Source organism: Streptomyces spongiae (assembly GCF_009377185.1).
In the GTDB taxonomy this organism is placed as follows: domain Bacteria; phylum Actinomycetota; class Actinomycetes; order Streptomycetales; family Streptomycetaceae; genus Streptomyces; species Streptomyces spongiae.
The window spans coordinates 1-18,008 of sequence record NZ_VJZC01000165.1 but is presented as its reverse complement, the minus strand read 5'-3'; the positions used below and the strand labels follow the sequence as shown (position 1 = coordinate 18,008).

The window sequence follows — 18,008 nt, the reverse complement described above, 5'->3', positions numbered from 1 at the left end:
TTGAGAGGGTAAGGCTCCCAGTAGACGACTGGGTTGATAGGCCAGGTCTGGAAGCCCGGTAACGGGTGGAGGTGACTGGTACTAATAGGCCGAGGGCTTGTCCTCAGTTGCTCGCGTCCACTGTGTTGGTTCTGAAACCACGAACAGCCCCGTATGGCCACATACGGTGCGGCTGAACAGTTTCATAGTGTTTCGGTGGTCATAGCGTGAGGGAAACGCCCGGTTACATTCCGAACCCGGAAGCTAAGCCTTACAGCGCCGATGGTACTGCAGGGGGGACCCTGTGGGAGAGTAGGACACCGCCGAACTCCTTTTATGGCTCCGGCTCTTGGGCAACCTGCCCAGGAGCCGGAGCTTTTTTGCGTTGAGGTAAGGTCAGGGGGCATCGTTGGCTCGTTTCCCACAGGAGGCCCCCGGGTGGAGGTCCAGGAGACCCGGATCCAGACAGACCGGGTCCTCACCATCCCGAACATCCTCAGCATGGCGAGGCTCGTCGGTGTGCCCGTCTTCCTGTGGCTGATCCTCTGGCCGGAGTTCGGCGGGCCCAAGAGCGACGGCTGGGCTCTTCTGGTGCTGGCGCTCAGCGGCGTCAGCGACTACCTGGACGGCAAGCTGGCCCGGCGCTGGAACCAGATCAGCAGCCTGGGCCGGCTCCTCGACCCCGCGGCTGACAGGCTCTACATTCTGTCGACGCTGGTCGGTCTCACCTGGCGCGAGATTCTGCCCCTTTGGTTGACTGCTGTACTTCTGGTGCGAGAGCTGGTTCTGCTGGTGATGGTGGGTATCCTCAGACGCCACGGCTATCCGCCGCCCCAGGTGAACTTCCTGGGGAAAGCCGCTACCTTCAACTTGATGTACGCCTTCCCGTTGCTGTTGCTCAGTGACGGAAGTGGATGGATCTCGTCACTGGCTGCTATTTTCGGATGGGCGTTCGCCGGATGGGGTACAACGCTGTACTGGTGGGCAGGGATCCTCTACGTGGTTCAGGTCCGCCGACTTGTCAGGGCGGACGCCATGGCCGATTGAGCCCGCCTCGATTGGGCGGTCGTAGTGGCCTGATGGCCCGTGTCGGAAAAGTGCGGGACAATCTGGACGGGTGAAGTCGGCTAGACCGTCGTCTCTTCAAGGAGGACGCTTCCGACATGAAGGCCGTCGTGATGGCCGGAGGCGAAGGCACACGCCTTCGCCCCATGACCTCGAGCATGCCCAAGCCGCTCCTGCCCGTGGCGAACCGCCCGATCATGGAGCACGTCTTGCGGCTGCTCAAAAGGCATGGGCTCAATGAGACCGTCGTAACTGTTCAGTTCCTGGCCTCGCTCGTCAAGAACTACTTCGGTGACGGTGAGGAGCTCGGGATGGAGCTCACCTATGCCAATGAGGAGAAGCCACTCGGAACTGCCGGGAGCGTCAAGAACGCCGAGGAAGCACTGAAGGACGACGCGTTCCTCGTCATCTCCGGCGATGCTCTGACCGACTTCGACCTCACCGAGCTCATCAATTTCCACAAGGAAAAGGGTGCGCTGGTCACCGTTTGTCTGACGCGGGTGCCGAATCCTCTGGAATTCGGTATCACCATCGTGGACGAGGAAGGCAAGGTGGAGCGCTTCTTGGAGAAGCCCACCTGGGGTCAGGTCTTCTCGGACACGGTGAACACGGGCATCTATGTGATGGAGCCCGAAGTCTTCGACTATGTCGAGCCCGACGTTCCCGTCGACTGGTCCGGAGATGTCTTCCCTCAGCTGATGAAGGACGGCAAGCCGGTCTATGGCTATGTGGCCGAGGGCTACTGGGAGGACGTCGGTACCCACGAGAGCTACGTGAAGGCGCAGGCCGACGTCCTGGAGGGCAAGGTCGACGTCGAGATCGACGGCTTCGAGCTCTCGCCCGGGGTGTGGATCGCGGAGGGCGCCGAGGTGCATCCCGACGCCGTACTGCGAGGGCCGTTGTATATCGGTGACTACGCCAAGGTCGAGGCCGGCGTCGAAATCCGTGAGCACACCATCGTAGGGTCGAATGTCGTCGTGAAGAGCGGGGCTTTCCTGCACAAGTCCGTCGTCCACGACAACGTGTACATCGGGCAGCACAGCAATCTGCGGGGCTGTGTCGTCGGAAAGAACACCGACATCATGCGGGCCGCGCGGATCGAGGACGGTGCCGTCATCGGTGACGAGTGCCTCGTCGGTGAAGAATCGATCGTGCAGGGGAACGTACGCGTCTATCCGTTCAAGACCATCGAGGCAGGCGCCTTCGTCAACACCTCGGTGATCTGGGAATCAAGAGGGCAGGCGCATCTGTTCGGCGCCCGCGGTGTGTCCGGCATCCTGAACGTGGAGATCACGCCGGAGTTGGCCGTGCGACTCGCGGGGGCGTACGCGACGACTCTCAAGAAGGGCTCGACGGTAACCACGGCACGCGACCACTCCCGAGGCGCCCGTGCGCTGAAGCGGGCGGTCATCTCGGCGCTCCAGGCCAGTGCCATCGACGTACGCGACCTGGAGAACGTGCCGCTGCCGGTCGCCCGGCAGCAGACCGGTCGGGGCAGCGCCGGCGGGATCATGATCCGGACCACGCCCGGAGTGCCGGACTCCGTGGACATCATGTTCTTCGACGGACGGGGGGCCGACCTCTCCCAGGCGAGCCAGCGGAAGCTGGACCGGGTGTTCGCGCGCCAGGAGTACCGGCGGGCGTTCCCCGGAGAGATCGGTGACCTGCACTTCCCGGCGAGTGTCTTCGACTCGTACACCGGATCGCTGTTGCGGAACGTCGACACGACCGGGATCTCCGAGTCGGGTCTCAAGGTCGTCGTGGACGCGTCCAACGGCAGCGCCGGGCTCGTCCTGCCCAGTCTGCTCGGCAAGCTCGGGGTGGACTCGCTGACCATCAATCCCGGTCTCAACGAGTCACGGCCGACGGAGACCGCGGACATGCGGCGGTCGGGGCTGGTACGGCTGGGCGAGATCGTGGCGTCATCGCGGGCCGCGTTCGGCGTGCGGTTCGACCCCGTGGGTGAGCGGCTCTCGCTGGTTGACGAGAAGGGGCGCATCGTCGAGGACGACCGGGCGCTGTTGGTGATGCTCGATCTGGTGGCCGCGGAGCGACGGAGCGGGCGGGTCGCGTTGCCGGTGACCACGACGAGGATCGCCGAGCAGGTGGCGGCGTACCACGGGACGCAGGTGGAGTGGACGACCACCTCGCCCGATGATCTCACCCGGGTCGGGCGCGACGACTCCACGATCTTCGGGGGTGACGGGCGTGGTGGGTTCATCGTGCCGGAGTTCAGCAGCGTCTTCGACGGCACTGCGGCCTTCGTACGGCTGATCGGGCTGGTGGCCCGGACGCAGCTCACGCTCAGCCAGATCGACGCGAGGATTCCGCGGGCGCACGTCCTCAAGCGGGATCTCGCGACCCCCTGGGCGGTCAAGGGACTGGTCATGCGGCGGGTCGTGGAGGCCGCCGGGGATCGCTTTGTCGATACGACCGACGGCGTGCGGGTGGTGGAGACCGACGGGCGGTGGGTGATGGTGCTGCCCGACCCGGCCGAGGCCGTCACGCATCTGTGGGCCGAAGGTCCCGACGACGCGTCCGCGCAGGCCCTCCTGGACGAGTGGTCGGCAGTAGTGGACAGCGCCGGGCGCTGAGCACACCCGCGCGTGCCGGACAAGTGCCCCCAACGGGGTCTGTCCGGCACGCCGATCGGGTCATCGGTGGGGCCATTCGGAGGTATGGGCCGCCACGTGCGACGATGTGCGGCATGCCGCAGCAGCCCCCCGTTCGGAGCACACCAACGCGAGCCTCGCGCCCGGACGCCTCCATGTCGCTGCTCACCAATGTCATGGATCACAGCCTCGACGACGGGTATGCCGAGGCGGCCGCCCGCAAGCAGGCGGAGGGTACGAGCGGCATGCCCAAGACCATGCGGGCCAAGCTCGGGCTCGCCGCCGGTCTGGTACTCGCGGCCCTCGTGGTGACCGTGGGAGCGGCGCAGGCGCGGGTCGCCGCCCCGGTCGTGGCCAAGGAGCGCGAGGAGCTCATCGACCGGATCGGGCGCGAGACCGCGGCCGCGGACAAGCTCGAAGGCACCGTCGACGGGCTGCGCGCCGACGTGAGCGCCCGGCAGCGCGAGGCACTCAGAAAGCACGGCGGAGGCGACCAGGGGGACCTCGTGGGCATCCTGTCGGGTGCCGTCGAGGTGCACGGCCCCGGCGTCAAACTCGTCGTCAACGACGCCAAGGAAGCCAGTTCGGGCGGTGACGGCGACCCGCGCGAGACCTCCGGGTTCTCCGACACCGGGCGTGTCCGTGACCGCGACATGCAGAGGGTTGTCAACGGGCTGTGGCAGTCGGGGGCGGAGGCGATCTCGATCAACGGACAGCGGCTGACCGCTCTGTCCGCGATCAGGGCCGCGGGCGACGCGATACTGGTCGACAACAAGCCGCTGGTGCCGCCGTACACGGTGCTTGCCGTGGGGGACGGGAAAAAGCTGAGCACCAGGTTCCAGAACAGCCCCGACGGGTTGTACCTGCATGCTCTGCAGGAGAATTTCGGGATCCGGACGGGCATTTCCGTCGAGGGTGACGTCCGGCTGCCTGCCGCACCGAGCGTGATCGTACGAACTGCAGAACCGAGAACTGAGAAGGGCACATCGTGATCGCCGTACTGGGCCTCGTCGTGGGAGTCGTGGCCGGACTCTTGGTCCGGCCCGAGGTACCGGCGGTGGTCGAGCCGTATCTCCCCATCGCCGTCGTGGCGGCGCTCGACGCCGTGTTCGGAGGCCTGCGCGCGATGCTGGACGGCATCTTCGACGACAAGGTCTTCGTGGTGTCGTTCCTGTCGAATGTGGTCGTGGCCGCGTTGATCGTGTTCCTGGGCGACAAGCTGGGTGTCGGCGCTCAGCTGTCCACGGGTGTCGTGGTCGTCCTCGGTATCCGCATCTTCTCCAACGCCGCGGCGATCCGCCGGCACGTCTTCCGGGCGTGAGGCCGATGAGCGAGCGCGACGAAAAGCCGACGACGAACCTGCGCAAGGACAGCGGCCCGAAGATCGGTGGTCAGAAGGACGGCGGCCAGGGGAACCGCGGTCAGGAAAACCGCGGTCAGGAGGAGACTCCCACGACGCGCCTGCGGCGGGAACTTCCTGAAGAGGTGCCCTCCGAGTTCGCCGACGCCTCCGAGGAGCCCGAGCAGGAGGAGGCGCCCGCGGAGCCGGAGGCGCCTGTTCTCACCGGTCGACAGCGGCTCCTCATGGGGCTGTGGCCGCCGCGCGTGACCCGCGCCCAACTCATCGTCGCCCTGCTGCTGTTCGGCCTCGGCTTCGGCCTGGCCGTGCAGGTGGCCTCCAACAGCGACAGCGACAGCGCCCTGCGCGGCGCACGTCAGGCAGACCTCGTTCGCATCCTTGATGAACTGGATGACCGTACTCAGCGTCTGGAAGAGGAGAAGCAGGGTCTCGAAGACCAGCGCACCGAGCTGGAGAACAGCTCGGACCAGGCCGAGGAGGCGCGTAAGCAGACGGTGGAGAAGGAGCGACAGCTCGGCATCCTCGCGGGCACGGTGGCGGCACAGGGGCCTGGCATCACGCTGACGATCAACGACACCAAGGGGGCGGTCGAGGCGGACATGCTGCTCGACGCGATCCAGGAGCTGCGCGCGGCCGGGGCGGAGGCGATCCAGGTGAACGGCGTACGGGTCGTCGCCGGCACGTATCTGACGGACTCCGGCAAGGGGATCAGCGTCGACGGGAACAAGATCACCCAGCCCTATCGTTTCAAGGTCATCGGCAAGCCGCAGGACCTGGAGCCCGCGCTGAACATCCCGGGAGGCGTAGTGCAGACGCTGGAGAAGGAGCAGGCCACCGTGATCGTGGAACGGGCGGACAAGATCATCGTGGACGCCTTGCGAGCGGTGAAGCGGCCTGACTACGCTCGGTCGTCCTCCCAGTGAACCCCCGGTGCATGGGGCCGGTCCGGCGGGGGCATGAGGTTGCGGGGGGTCGGCGCACCGAACGGGTGGTGCGTGGTGGAAACTGTCAGGTGGATACGGACGTTGTGAAGATGTCCGGGTCGACCGATGTGGTCAATCAGGGTTCGTCCTGCCCCACGGGCGGGTCTGTTTCGGTCAAGGGGAATCGCCCGTGAAGTTGTTTGCGAAGTTGTTCGGCAAGAGCGCGCGAGAGGGTAGCGACAACGCTACCGCTCGCCATCGTGCACAGCCCGACGATGAGGGCCAGCGCCCCATGTTCCGCGATCAGGTCGCTGGTCCGGGCGGTGACATTTCCGGAGGTCAGGGCGCGCCGTCTGTTGACCCTGCCCAGTCCGGCCGCATAGGTTTCGGAGATCCGTCAACCTCAGGTGCGGGTGGAGGGTCCGGCCCCGGCCCGTACGCATCCAATGCCCCGGCGGGGCAGCCGCGGCAGGAGGATCCGTCCATGTCGGCCCTGGTCTGTACGAGGTGCGGGAACCGCAACGCTGAAAACAGCCGTTTCTGCTCGAACTGCGGCGCGCCGCTGCGGGCCGGGGCGACTCCCGAGCGTCCGTCCGAGACGACCTCCACGATCTCCATCTCGGGCCTTGAGGCGTACGACTCCGAGACCACCGGCCAGACGCAGATCCCGGCGCTGTCGCCCGAGGCTCAGGCGGCCGTCGACGCGCTGCCGCTCGGCTCGGCTCTCCTCGTGGTGCGCCGCGGTCCCAACTCGGGCAGCCGGTTCCTCCTGGACGGCGACCTGACCACGGCGGGGCGCCATCCGCAGAGCGACATCTTCCTGGACGACGTGACCGTCTCGCGCCGTCATGTGGAGTTCCGTCGCGGTCCGGACGGCTCCTTCACGGTCGCCGACGTCGGCAGCCTGAACGGTACGTACGTCAACAGGGAGCGGATCGACCAGGTCGCGCTCGCGAACGGTGACGAGGTGCAGATCGGCAAGTACCGCCTGGTCTTCTACGCGAGCCAGCGGGGCTACTGAGCTTCCCCAGACTCCGTCTGGGGGGACCCCCAGGGAAGGTCCATGCTTCATACACCGAGCGGCGGTGCCGGGACCGGCGCCGCCGCCACGGACAGCGGACTGATGAGCATCGGCACCGTGCTGAACGTGCTGCGCGACGAGTTTCCCGAAGTGACGATCTCCAAGATCCGTTTCCTGGAGTCGGAAGGGCTGGTCGAGCCGCAGCGGACCCCCTCGGGGTACCGGAAGTTCAGCGCGGAGGACGTCGAGCGTCTAGGGCACGTGCTGAGGATGCAGCGGGACCACTATCTGCCGCTCAAGGTGATCCGGGAGCATCTGGACGCCCTGGAGCGAGGTGAGCCGGTAAGGATGCCCGTGCTGGGGCGCCAACGGGACACCGAGGGCGGGGAGCAGCGACTCGAGGAGCTCTACGGTGAGCCCGAGGAGCCGACGGTGGCCCGGCTCGGGCGTGAAGAGCTCCTGGCCGCGGCCGGGATCGGCGAGGAGCAGCTGGCCGAGTGGGAGTCGTACGGCCTCGTCTGCGCGCTGCCCGACGGCGCGTACGACCCGGAGACGGCGACCGTCGCCACCCTTCTGGTGGAACTCGGGCGGTTCGGGATCGAGCCACGGCACCTGCGGGCCATGAAAGCCGCCGCAGATCGTGAGGCGGGCCTCGTCGACCAGGTGGTGGCCCCCTTGCGACGCCACCGCAACCCGCAGACCAGGGCCCATGCGGAGGCCCGTACGAAGGAGCTGGCGGGGCTCACGGTGAAGTTGCATGCCGCTCTGGTGCGGACCGCGCTCGGAGTAAGGCTGCCCTGACTCTCCGGGGTGGGACGTGGCCGGTCTGATGGGCCAATCTCTGCCCGACTACCCAAACGTCCCGCGCACGGCCTAGGGTTGCTGTGTGAACGAGCTCGATGTCGTAGGTGTCCGGGTCGAAATGCCCTCCAACCAACCGATCGTGCTCCTGCGTGAAGTGGGAGGCGACCGTTACCTCCCCATCTGGATCGGGCCGGGGGAGGCAACGGCGATCGCCTTCGCCCAGCAGGGCATGGCCCCCGCTCGACCGCTGACCCACGACCTGTTCAAGGACGTGCTGGAGGCCGTCGGCCAGGAGCTCACGGAAGTGCGCATCACGGATCTGCGTGAGGGCGTCTTCTACGCGGAGCTGGTGTTCGCCAGCGGGGTTGAGGTGAGCGCACGCCCGTCCGACGCCATAGCGCTGGCCCTGCGCACCGGGACGCCGATCTTCGGCAGCGATGGAGTGCTCGACGACGCCGGCATCGCCATCCCGGACGAGCAGGAGGACGAGGTGGAGAAGTTCCGCGAGTTCCTCGACCAGATCTCTCCCGAGGACTTCGGCACCAACAGCCAGTGACGCGGCCGAGGGTCCGGAGCGCGGTCCGCCGTATTCCAGCGGATCCGCAGGACCGATTCGCGTAAGGCAGCCGAAAGGCCGGATATGGCCGGGGCGATTCGTGGTCGTGTGCGCCGTGTGTCCCGGTGGCAGCGAGGCGTGACGCGGCTCGCCGGAAGCGCATTCGGCCAGCCTTTCCCCGCGGGAGGGCACGGGAAACCACTCGTTGGGTGATTATCACTCGGCGTGCCGAGTGTGGCGATCGTTGACGCACCCCTGGTGACTGCCTAACGTCGAGAAGGCAGGTCAAGGACGGAGGTCGGCGTGAGAAGCAGCGGCGACGGTACGGCTGGGGGCTCCCCCGGACGCAGTCCGGGGGAGAGCGGCCCGTACCCTCCCCCAAGCTCTCGGCTCCGCTCGAGCAGGGGGTACCCCCATCACGGCGACGCAGCCGATCACGTTCCGCCCAGGCCGACGGCAGTACCGGTCGACGCGGGGGCGGCATCCGAGGCCGCGGAGCAGATCGGTTACCGCGGCCCCACCGCGTGCGCGGCAGCGGGCATCACCTACCGGCAGCTCGACTACTGGGCCCGCACGGGGCTCGTCGAGCCGAGCGTCCGGCCCGCCTACGGCTCGGGTACGCAGCGGCTGTACAGCTTCCGGGACGTCGTCGTCCTGAAGATCGTCAAGCGGTTCCTCGACACCGGTGTGTCCCTGCAGAACATCCGCACCGCTGTCCAGCACCTCAGAGAGCGTGGCTTCCGGGACCTGGAGCGGATGACGCTGATGAGTGACGGTGCGACCGTCTACGAGTGCACGTCCCCCGACGAGGTCCACGCCCTGCTCCAGGGCGGGCAGGGCATCTTCGGGATCGCCGTGGGCGTGGTGTGGCGGGACGTGGAGAGTGCGCTGTCGCAGTTGCACGGGGAGCGGGTCGACACGGGCGAGACGCTCGTAGGCCACAACCCCGCGGATGAGCTGGCGCGGCGGCGGAACCGGGCGGTCTGAGGGACGCGTGGCCGCGGGGGACCTGTGCGCGCTGCGTACCCCCTCATTGTCAGTGGCGTAGGGCAGCATCGGAGATGTGAGAACCGCGCCCACGATCCTGCATCTCGACATGGACGCCTTCTACGCCTCGGCGGAGCAGGCGTCCAAGCCGAGCCTGCGTGGGAAAGCCGTCATCGTGGGCGGGCTCGGGCCGCGCGGGGTGGTCGCCACCGCCTCGTACGAGGCACGCGGCTTCGGGGTGCATTCGGCGATGCCCATGGCCCAGGCGCGGCGCCTCGCGCCGAACGCCGCGTATCTCGTGCCGCGGTTCGAGTTCTACCGGGCGATCAGCGAGCAGGTCATGGGGCTGCTGCGGGCCCTGTCGCCGCTGGTGGAGCCGCTGAGCCTGGATGAGGCGTTCGTCGACCTGGAGGCCGGGGGAGCGGCCTGGGACGCGGAGTCGGCGAGGCTCACGGGGACGAAGCTGCGCGCGGACATCCGGGCCGTGACCGGGCTGACCGGGTCGGTGGGGCTCGCCGCGTCCAAGATGCTCGCGAAGATCGCGTCCGAGGAGGCCAAGCCCGACGGGCTCGTGCTCATCGCGCCGGGGACCGAGCGGGCGTTGCTCGGGCCGAAGTCGGTGCGGATCCTGCCGGGGGTGGGGCCCGCGACAGGCGACCATCTGCGACGGGCCGGGATCACGACGGTCGAGGAGATCGCGGAGGCGGGTGAGGACGAGCTCGTCCGGCTGGTGGGGAAGGCGCACGGGCACGGCCTGTACGCAATGGCGCTGGCCCACGACGATCGCCCCGTGGTGGCCGAGCGGGACACCAAGTCGGTGTCGGTGGAGGACACGTACGACGTGGACATCCACGATCGCGTCCGGGTCCGCATGGAGGTGCAGCGGCTCGCGGACCGGTGCGTGCGGCGGCTGCGCGGGGCGGGGCTCTCGGGGCGGACTATCGTGCTGAAGGTACGAAGATTCGACTTCTCGACACTGACCCGGTCCGAGACCTTGCGCGGGCCCACGGACGACCCCGCGGTGGTGCGGGAGGCGGCAGCGCGACTGCTGGACGCCGTGGACACCACGGGAGGCGTGCGGCTGCTCGGAGTGGGCGTCAGTGGGCTCGCCGACTACACGCAGGAGGACCTGTTCGCGCAGGCGGCGGGGGAGACGCACCTCGACGAGGAGGACACGGCGGAGGAGCTCGCCCGGGAGGAGGCCGCGCCCGTCGAGCGGCATTGGCCCGCAGGGCATGACGTACGCCATGCCGAGTTCGGGCACGGGTGGGTGCAGGGCAGTGGGCTGGGCCGGGTGACCGTGCGCTTCGAGACGCCTGACTCGGCGCCAGGCCGGGTGCGCACCTTCCGCACCGAGGACCAGGCCCTCCAGCCGGCTGATCCGTTGCCTCTGATACCGGGTGGGCCGAGCGTGGTGACTCCAGGGCTGGTACGGGAGACAGCCCACGGCTCGGGTACGGGGCGTCCGCCGGAGGCCGCCGGCCGGACTTGAGGCGTGTGAGGAGAGTGGAGTGGAGGGCGAGCCGAGGCTGCCGTGGGGGTGCTGCGGCGTTTGGGTGAACCCGCGGACGTCGTGGGGCCGCGGTTCGAGGGCGGTGGTGCTTCAGGCTTCCTCCTTGCCCGCGATCTTGCCGAATTCGCGGTCCGGCGGGGGAGGAGGCGCGATGTCCAGGCCGTAGTGGTGGTAGAGCTGGAGTTCCTGTTCCGGGGAGAGGTGGCGGCCGACGCCGAAGTCGGGGGCCTCCTTGATGAGGGCGCGGTCGAAGGGGACGCGAAGGGCGCCCTCGACCAGTTCGCTGGGCTCCAGGGGGACGAAGGCGTCACGGCTGAACAGGCCCATGCGTATCGCCGCCCACTCGGGGATTCCGGTCGCGTCGTCGAGGTACACCTCGTCGACCGTGCCGATCTTGGTGCCCTTGCGGTCGAACGCCTTGCGGCCGATCAGGTTGCGCGGATCGATGTCGGTCTGCACGGGCCCTCCAAGTCATCGCATAGGGGGCAACTCATCCCTAGCACTACAAAAAGGCACATCGGGGAAGGTGGCCACTCGAAGACGCGTGCGTTGACCGCGCTGGTACTCTGACAGCGGCTGCTGACCCTGTGCGGGAGAGTCCTCCAGCTCCATCGGAGGCGCCGAAGGAGCAACTCCTCCCCGGAATCTCTCAGGCCCCTGTACCGCACGGACGAGGTCACTCTGGAAAGCAGAGCGGGTGTCGACGGCTTCCGCTCTCACCGACGGTGAAAGCCGGGACCCTCGGGCGGCCCCGGTGAAGCTCTCAGGTTGAGATGACAGAGGGGGAGGCCGTCCGGGCGCCCGTGTCGTGGTGCCCCTCGAAGGTCGCGTCAGACCAGGAGGCCTCCGCAATGACCGCCGATCGCATTCCGCTCGCCGAACTCGAACAGGGCACCCCCTTCGAGCAGCGCCATATCGGCCCTGACCTGGAGGCCCGGGCGAAGATGCTCGCTCAGGTCGGGTACGGCTCGCTCGACGAGCTGACCACCGCCGCGGTACCGGACGTGATCAAGAACGCCGACACGCTGGAACTGCCGTGTGCGCGCACCGAGGCCGAGGTCCTCGCCGAGCTGCGCTCCCTCGCGGACCGCAACCAGGTGCTGGACTCCATGATCGGGCTCGGCTACCACGGGACGTTCACGCCGCCCGTCATCCTGCGCAACGTCATGGAGAACCCGGCCTGGTACACGGCCTACACGCCGTACCAGCCGGAGATCTCGCAGGGGCGCCTCGAAGCACTGCTGAACTTCCAGACGATGGTCGCCGACCTCACCGGTCTGCCGACCTCGGGGGCCTCGCTGCTCGACGAGGGCACCGCGGCCGCCGAGGCGATGGCGCTGTCACGACGCATGGGCAAGAACAAGAAGGGTCTCTTCCTGGTCGACGCCGACGCGCTGCCGCAGACCATCGCCGTGATCGAGGCGCGTGCCGAGCCCACCGGGGTCGAGGTCGTCGTCGCCGATCTCAGCGAGGGCATCCCGGCCGGGATCGCCGAGCGCGAGATCAACGGTGTGCTCCTGCAGTACCCGGGCGCTTCCGGTGTCGTACGCGATCTGGGGCCCGTCATCGACCAGGCGCACGAGCTGGGCGCGCTGGTCACCGTGGCCGCCGACCTGCTCGCGCTCACCCTGCTGACCTCGCCCGGAGAGCTGGGCGCCGACATCGCGGTCGGTACGACGCAGCGCTTCGGTGTGCCGATGGGCTTCGGCGGGCCGCACGCCGGCTACATGGCCGTGCACGAGAAGTTCGCGCGCAGCCTGCCCGGGCGGCTCGTGGGCGTCTCCGTGGACGCGGACGGACACAAGGCGTACCGGCTCGCCCTGCAGACGCGGGAGCAGCACATCCGCCGGGAGAAGGCCACCAGCAACATCTGCACCGCGCAGGTGCTGCTCGCCGTGATGGCCGGCCTCTACGCCGTCTATCACGGCCCCGCCGGGCTGCGGGCCATCGCCCGGCGTACGCACCGGTACGCCACGATCCTCGCCGCCGGTCTCACCGCGGGCGGGGTCGAGGTCGTGCACGGCGCGTACTTCGACACGCTGACCGCGCGGGTGCCGGGCCGGGCCGCCGAGGTCGTCGCGGCCGCGCGCGAGCACGGGGTGAACCTGTGGCTCGTGGACGCCGACCGGGTGTCGATCGCGTGCGACGAGACGACCAAGCGGGCCCAGCTGGGAGCGGTGTGGGGGGCGTTCGGTGTCGAGGGCGACATCGAGGCGCTGGACGCGACGACGGAGGACACGCTGCCCACCGCGCAGCTGCGCACCGACGACTACCTGACCCACCCGGTCTTCCACCAGCACCGCTCCGAGACCGCGATGCTGCGTTACCTGCGCAGGCTGGCCGACCGCGACTACGCCCTCGACCGCGGCATGATCCCGCTGGGCTCCTGCACGATGAAGCTCAACGCGACCACCGAGATGGAACCGGTCACCTGGCCCGAATTCGGGCAGCTGCACCCCTTCGCGCCCGCCGACCAGGCCCAGGGCTACCTCACGCTCATCACCGAGCTGGAGGAACGTCTCGCCGAGGTCACCGGATACGACAAGGTGTCGCTCCAGCCGAACGCCGGATCGCAGGGAGAGCTGGCCGGTCTGCTCGCCGTACGCGGCTACCACCGCGCCAACGGTGACGAGCAGCGCACGGTCTGCCTCATCCCGTCCTCCGCGCACGGCACGAACGCGGCCAGCGCGGTGATGGCCGGCATGAAGGTCGTCGTCGTGAAGACCGCCGAGGACGGCGAGATCGACGTCGAGGACCTGCGGGCCAGGATCGAGCAGTACCGCGACGAACTCGCGGTGCTCATGATCACGTACCCGTCGACGCACGGTGTGTTCGAGGAGCATGTCGCCGATGTCTGCGCGGCCGTGCACGATGCGGGCGGCCAGGTGTACATCGACGGCGCCAACCTCAACGCGCTGGTGGGCCTGGCCAAGCCCGGCCACTTCGGCGGCGACGTCTCGCACCTGAACCTGCACAAGACGTTCTGCATCCCGCACGGCGGCGGCGGTCCGGGTGTGGGCCCGGTCGGCGTACGGGCACACCTGGCGCCGTACCTGCCGAACCACCCGCTCCAGCCCGCGGCCGGCCCCGAGACGGGCGTGGGTCCGATCTCGGCCGCCCCCTGGGGCTCCGCGGGAATCCTGCCCATCTCCTGGGCGTACGTCCGGCTCATGGGCGGTGAGGGGCTCAAGCGCGCCACCCAGGTGGCGGTCCTCAGCGCCAACTACATCGCCAAGCGCCTGGAGCCGCACTACCCGGTGCTCTACACGGGTCCCGGCGGGCTTGTCGCGCACGAGTGCATCATCGACCTTCGGCCGCTGACCAAGGCGACCGGCGTGACCGTCGACGATGTCGCCAAGCGGCTGATCGACTATGGCTTCCACGCGCCGACGATGTCGTTCCCGGTGGCCGGAACGCTGATGATCGAGCCGACCGAGTCCGAGGATCTGACCGAGCTTGACCGATTCTGCGAGGCGATGATCGCGATCCGCGCGGAGATCGAGCGGGTCGGTTCGGGGCAGTGGCCGGCGGACGACAACCCGCTGCGGAACGCCCCGCACACGGCCGCCGCGCTCGGCGGGGACTGGGAGCACGCCTACACGCGCGAGGAGGCAGTGTTCCCGGCGGGCGTCTCGGCCGCGGACAAGTACTGGCCGCCGGTGCGCCGGATCGACCAGGCCTTCGGCGACCGGAACCTGGTCTGCTCCTGCCCGCCGCTGGACGCTTACGAAGAGTAGTCACACCTCGACGCGCGTCGGGGCCGGTTCGGAGAGTGTGTCTCCGGCCGGCCCCTTCTTTCTCGGGGCGGTTGCCCGCCCGTGTTGCCTGCGGCTCAGGCGACCGTCATCGCCTGCGCGCGGCGCGGTGCGATGATCTGGCCGTCAGGCAGGAGCTCACCGGTGTCCTCGAAGAGCAGAACGCCGTTGCAGAGGAGGCTCCATCCCTGCTCGGGGTGGTGCGCCACGAGGCGGGCGGACTCCCGGTCGGCGGATTCGGCGGTCGGACACGGTGGCTGGTGCTGGCACATGGTGGTAGGGATCTTTCGCTCTGTCGTTGTGGGTGGGATGGCTGTCGTGGCGTGTGTGATGTCTGTTGTGGCTGACTCGCGGCTTGAAGCGTTGTTCATGGCCGCCCCCGTTGTGATAAGTCGGTCGGTCCCAGTGTTGCCCTACGAGCGTCAATCCGCAGCGCTTTTGCAGCACCGCTTTCTCACAGATTGATGACGCATCTCACGTGCGGTCGGTTCATCGCGACGGCACTGTCCCTTCGGGTGGTTCGCCGTGGTCGGATGGGGCTAGTCCATACCGGGCGAGGGCCTTTTTTTGGCTCGTACGAGCGTTATCGCGCCCTAAAGAGCGGGGAATCCCGCCAGTGCGAAAGCAGTGCCCCGCCGCCGGTCATTTCCGGGGCGGGGTACGCAGGTCGTCGAGGTCTGAGGAGTCAGGCGCTCAGCAGCGGGGCGGGAGTCACCCGGTGGGTCAGGACCGGCAGCAGGTCCGCGACCCGGTGGGGGCGGTTGGCCGCGATGCCGGGCGGTGCGGGAGCCAGCGGGACGAGGAGGTCCGTCGCGGCCGGGTGGCCGGTGGCGCCGTCCGCGGTGCAGTCACCGTGGAGCCAGAGCGTGAGCATGTACAACTCGGGCACCGACAGCAGACGCGCCTGGTACGGCTGCTGCACGGACTCCGCCTCGCGCAGGGCGAGTTCGGTGGCGGCGACGTACGGGCCCTCGAAGAAGTGCGAGAAGGCCCAGCCGTCGGGCGTCATCCTGGTTTCCGCGGCGGCCACCGCGCGGCCACCGCAGCGGATCAGGAAACGCCACCCGGCGAGCCGGGTGGCGGACGCGCCCTCGGGGGTGATGCGGTCGAGTACGTGGACGGGCAGCGGGAGTTCGGGCGTCAAGGGTCCCTGGGCTGTGCGCAGGGACGGGGTACGTGCCTCTCGGACGGCGGTGGGGGATCCGAGTGCCGTGAGAACGGTGCGCAATGCGGGCGCGGGAGCCGGGGGGACATGCAGCGGCATGGTGGGTCGCCTCTCATTCGACAGGCACGGTGGCGCGAGGGCGGGGGCGGACGGCGCTGTCAGCTCTCGGGATCAGAGAGGCGTGGGCTTGGGGTCCGGTGCGGGAGGGCGGACTGCCGTACGTCACCTGACGGCAGGCCGAGGACCGCGAGCGCCAACTCTCTGCCTCGTTTCGCGGATTTTATACGAGACGTGTTCAGAAGATGTTTCCGCTAGCCGTCGCGGATATGAAGAGCAAGACACTATTCGGTCTTGAAAACGCGGGGTTCATCCCGATTACACGTGTGGTGTGTGCCGGTGACCTCGAAATTTCGCCGGGCAACGGTCGGCCGGTTCTCGTCGGCGTTTTTCACGAGATCGCGGGACGTAGAAACCGCGTACTACTTCATGCCTACTGAATGTGCCAATGGGTACTCGTTCAGCGTAGCGGGTGACGGGCCCGCCCGGGGGCGCTATCGAGAGACCCGAATGGAGGACGTTATCGATCGCGCTGTCTGGGCATCATCCACCGTGACCCGGGACAGCAGCGGCCGGATCGTCGGCCCGCCCATCCGAGGAGGGGACACTTCGATGGGGGAGAAGGTCGTGGCGGGGTCGTTCGACCTGTCCGATCGACACCGCTACCGCGACAAGCTCCGTCAGTGCCTGACGGTGCTCGGGCGACTGTTGGAGGAGAAGCGGTTCGATCGGCCCAAGAACCTGATGGGGCTGGAGATCGAGCTGAATCTCGTGGGCGCCGACGGTCTGCCCAGAATGATGAATGCGCAAGTGTTGGAGCGTATAGCGAGCCGTGATTTCCAAACAGAACTCGCCATGTTCAACCTGGAAGTCAACATAGCCCCACATCGGCTGGGGGGCCGCGTATTCGACCGGCTTTCCGAGGAGCTGCGCACATCTCTGGCCTATGCCGACCGGAAGGCGGGTGAGGTCGACGCGGGCATCGTGATGATCGGGATCCTGCCCACGCTCGGCCGGGACGACCTGGTCTCCTCGAACCTCTCCGACGTGGACCGCTACACCCTGCTCAACGACCAGATCGTGGCCGCCCGGGGAGAGGACTTCGCGCTCGACATCGACGGTGTCGAACGGCTTGTGTGCACGTCGAAGTCGATCGCGCCCGAAGCCGCCTGCACCTCCGTGCAACTGCACCTCCAGGTCACCCCGGACCGGTTCGCCGGCGTGTGGAACGCGGCGCAGGCCGTGGCCGCCGCGCAGGTCGCCGTGGGTGCCAACGCCCCGTTCCTGTTCGGGCACGAGCTGTGGCGGGAGTCGAGGCCTCCGCTGTTCCAGCAGTCCACCGACACTCGGCCGCCCGAGCTCCAGGCGCAGGGCGTGCGGCCGCGTACGTGGTTCGGGGAGCGGTGGATCTCCTCGGCTTACGACCTCTTCGAGGAGAACCTGCGCTTCTTTCCCGCGCTGCTGCCCATCTGTGACGACGAGGATCCGGTGCGTGCCCTCGACGAGGGGGGCATTCCCAAGCTCGGGGAGCTCGTCCTGCACAACGGGACGGTGTACCGGTGGAACCGGCCGGTGTACGGGATCGCCGACGGCGTGCCTCATCTGAGGGTGGAGAACCGGGTGCTGCCCGCGGGGCCGACCATCACGGATGTCATCGCCAACGCGGCCTTCTACTACGGGGTCGTGCGGGCGCTGGCCGAGGAGTCGCGGCCGGTGTGGACGCGTCTGCCCTTCGAGGCCGCCGCCGCCAACTTCGACGAGGCGTGCCGTCATGGCATCGACGCGCGTCTGCGGTGGCCCCGGCGGGGGCGGTACGGCGGGGTCGTGGAGGTGGACGCGGTGAGTCTCGTGCGCGACGAGCTGCTGCCGCTGGCTGAGGTGGGGCTGGACGCGTGGGGGGTCGAGCGGGCGGACCGGGACTTCTACCTCGGGGTGATCGAGGAGCGGTGTCGGCGGCGGGTCAATGGGGCGAGCTGGCAGGCGGAGACGTTCCATCGGGCGTTGGAGAAGGGGCTTGACCGGGGTGCTGCGCTGGCTGCGACCACTCGGAGGTACTGCGAGTTGATGCATGTGGGGGAGCCGGTGCATACGTGGCCTGTGGGGTTGCCGGAGGCTGTGCCGTTGGGGTGAGCGGCGGGTTTTTTCGCCCCCGCCGCCCCTACCCGTCCCATCACTGGGGCTCCGCCCCAGACCCCCGGGGGAGGGTGGTTG

At 68.3% G+C, this 18,008-nt stretch carries 15 protein-coding genes, 2 rRNA genes and 1 riboswitch; of the genes, 14 read left to right on the top strand and 3 right to left on the bottom strand.

Features of this window, described 5'->3' with window-relative positions:
* From FNH08_RS22375 to FNH08_RS22320, 12 genes are all read left to right on the top strand, one after another.
* Nucleotides 1-105, top strand: a 23S ribosomal RNA gene (locus tag FNH08_RS22375); the annotation flags it as partial.
* Nucleotides 106-191: 86 nt separating this feature from the next.
* Nucleotides 192-308 (top strand): 5S ribosomal RNA (rrf, locus tag FNH08_RS22370).
* A gap of 109 nt (nt 309-417) precedes the next feature.
* The gene (locus tag FNH08_RS22365) at nt 418-1,026 is read left to right on the top strand and encodes a CDP-alcohol phosphatidyltransferase family protein (RefSeq protein ID WP_322725113.1); all 609 of its coding nucleotides are present in this window, start codon (nt 418-420) and stop codon (nt 1,024-1,026) included.
* Between the two features lie 116 nt (nt 1,027-1,142).
* Nucleotides 1,143-3,638 (top strand): mannose-1-phosphate guanyltransferase, encoded by a 2,496-nt coding sequence (locus FNH08_RS22360; RefSeq protein ID WP_152773273.1) that lies wholly within the window; start codon nt 1,143-1,145, stop codon nt 3,636-3,638.
* A gap of 104 nt (nt 3,639-3,742) precedes the next feature.
* Nucleotides 3,743-4,648, top strand: a complete 906-nt coding sequence (locus tag FNH08_RS22355) for a DUF881 domain-containing protein (protein WP_152773272.1) — start codon at nt 3,743-3,745, stop codon at nt 4,646-4,648.
* Complete coding sequence (locus FNH08_RS22350) at nt 4,645-4,977, top strand: small basic family protein (RefSeq protein ID WP_003988855.1); 333 nt, start codon at nt 4,645-4,647, stop codon at nt 4,975-4,977. Before FNH08_RS22355 ends, FNH08_RS22350 begins: the two co-directional genes overlap by 4 nt.
* Nucleotides 4,978-4,982: 5 nt before the next feature.
* Nucleotides 4,983-5,939 (top strand): DUF881 domain-containing protein, encoded by a 957-nt coding sequence (locus FNH08_RS22345; protein ID WP_152773271.1) that lies wholly within the window; start codon nt 4,983-4,985, stop codon nt 5,937-5,939.
* A gap of 190 nt (nt 5,940-6,129) precedes the next feature.
* Nucleotides 6,130-6,960, top strand: coding sequence for an FHA domain-containing protein (locus tag FNH08_RS22340; RefSeq protein ID WP_322725112.1), 831 nt, complete (start codon nt 6,130-6,132; stop codon nt 6,958-6,960).
* 42 nt (nt 6,961-7,002) lie between these two features.
* Nucleotides 7,003-7,761: a transcriptional regulator FtsR gene (gene ftsR / locus FNH08_RS22335; RefSeq protein ID WP_152773269.1), complete on the top strand. Its 759-nt coding sequence runs from the start codon at nt 7,003-7,005 to the stop codon at nt 7,759-7,761.
* Between the two features lie 85 nt (nt 7,762-7,846).
* Nucleotides 7,847-8,320 (top strand): bifunctional nuclease family protein, encoded by a 474-nt coding sequence (locus FNH08_RS22330; RefSeq protein WP_005475662.1) that lies wholly within the window; start codon nt 7,847-7,849, stop codon nt 8,318-8,320.
* Between the two features lie 303 nt (nt 8,321-8,623).
* Nucleotides 8,624-9,307 carry a MerR family transcriptional regulator gene (locus FNH08_RS22325; RefSeq protein ID WP_322725110.1) on the top strand — a complete coding sequence of 228 codons (684 nt, stop codon included), beginning with the start codon at nt 8,624-8,626 and terminating at the stop codon, nt 9,305-9,307.
* A gap of 76 nt (nt 9,308-9,383) precedes the next feature.
* Entirely contained in the window at nt 9,384-10,799 is a 1,416-nt protein-coding gene (locus tag FNH08_RS22320) for a DNA polymerase IV (RefSeq protein ID WP_322725109.1), read from the top strand.
* Between the two features lie 111 nt (nt 10,800-10,910).
* Here FNH08_RS22320 and FNH08_RS22315 read toward each other — a convergent pair whose 3' ends face one another.
* Nucleotides 10,911-11,279, bottom strand: a complete 369-nt coding sequence (locus tag FNH08_RS22315; protein WP_322725107.1) for a PRC-barrel domain-containing protein — start codon at nt 11,277-11,279, stop codon at nt 10,911-10,913.
* 121 nt (nt 11,280-11,400) lie between these two features.
* Nucleotides 11,401-11,495: riboswitch (glycine riboswitch) on the top strand.
* Nucleotides 11,496-11,671: 176 nt separating this feature from the next.
* Between FNH08_RS22315 and gcvP the strand changes: the two genes are divergently transcribed.
* A complete protein-coding gene (gene gcvP, locus FNH08_RS22310; RefSeq protein ID WP_152773268.1) occupies nt 11,672-14,557 on the top strand; it encodes an aminomethyl-transferring glycine dehydrogenase in 2,886 nt (961 codons plus the stop codon).
* Between the two features lie 95 nt (nt 14,558-14,652).
* Here gcvP and FNH08_RS22305 read toward each other — a convergent pair whose 3' ends face one another.
* Together FNH08_RS22305 and FNH08_RS22300 are read right to left on the bottom strand one after the other, a co-directional pair.
* Nucleotides 14,653-14,847, bottom strand: a complete 195-nt coding sequence (locus FNH08_RS22305) for a DUF5999 family protein (RefSeq protein WP_152773267.1) — start codon at nt 14,845-14,847, stop codon at nt 14,653-14,655.
* A gap of 413 nt (nt 14,848-15,260) precedes the next feature.
* Nucleotides 15,261-15,839, bottom strand: a complete 579-nt coding sequence (locus tag FNH08_RS22300) for a hypothetical protein (protein WP_152773266.1) — start codon at nt 15,837-15,839, stop codon at nt 15,261-15,263.
* Between the two features lie 570 nt (nt 15,840-16,409).
* Here FNH08_RS22300 and FNH08_RS22295 point away from each other — a divergent pair.
* Nucleotides 16,410-17,927: a glutamate--cysteine ligase gene (locus FNH08_RS22295; protein WP_152773265.1), complete on the top strand. Its 1,518-nt coding sequence runs from the start codon at nt 16,410-16,412 to the stop codon at nt 17,925-17,927.
* Nucleotides 17,928-18,008: the final 81 nt, after the last annotated feature.

Coding starts and splice junctions, on each gene's coding strand:
- gcvP (WP_152773268.1), top strand. CDS start 11,672: ATGACCGCCGATCGCATTCCGCTCGCCGAACTCGAACAGGGCACCCCC.
- FNH08_RS22345 (WP_152773271.1), top strand. CDS start 4,983: ATGAGCGAGCGCGACGAAAAGCCGACGACGAACCTGCGCAAGGACAGC.
- FNH08_RS22360 (WP_152773273.1), top strand. CDS start 1,143: ATGAAGGCCGTCGTGATGGCCGGAGGCGAAGGCACACGCCTTCGCCCC.
- FNH08_RS22300 (WP_152773266.1), bottom strand. CDS start 15,839: ATGCCGCTGCATGTCCCCCCGGCTCCCGCGCCCGCATTGCGCACCGTT.
- FNH08_RS22295 (WP_152773265.1), top strand. CDS start 16,410: ATGGGGGAGAAGGTCGTGGCGGGGTCGTTCGACCTGTCCGATCGACAC.
- ftsR (WP_152773269.1), top strand. CDS start 7,003: ATGCTTCATACACCGAGCGGCGGTGCCGGGACCGGCGCCGCCGCCACG.
- FNH08_RS22355 (WP_152773272.1), top strand. CDS start 3,743: ATGTGCGGCATGCCGCAGCAGCCCCCCGTTCGGAGCACACCAACGCGA.
- FNH08_RS22305 (WP_152773267.1), bottom strand. CDS start 14,847: ATGTGCCAGCACCAGCCACCGTGTCCGACCGCCGAATCCGCCGACCGG.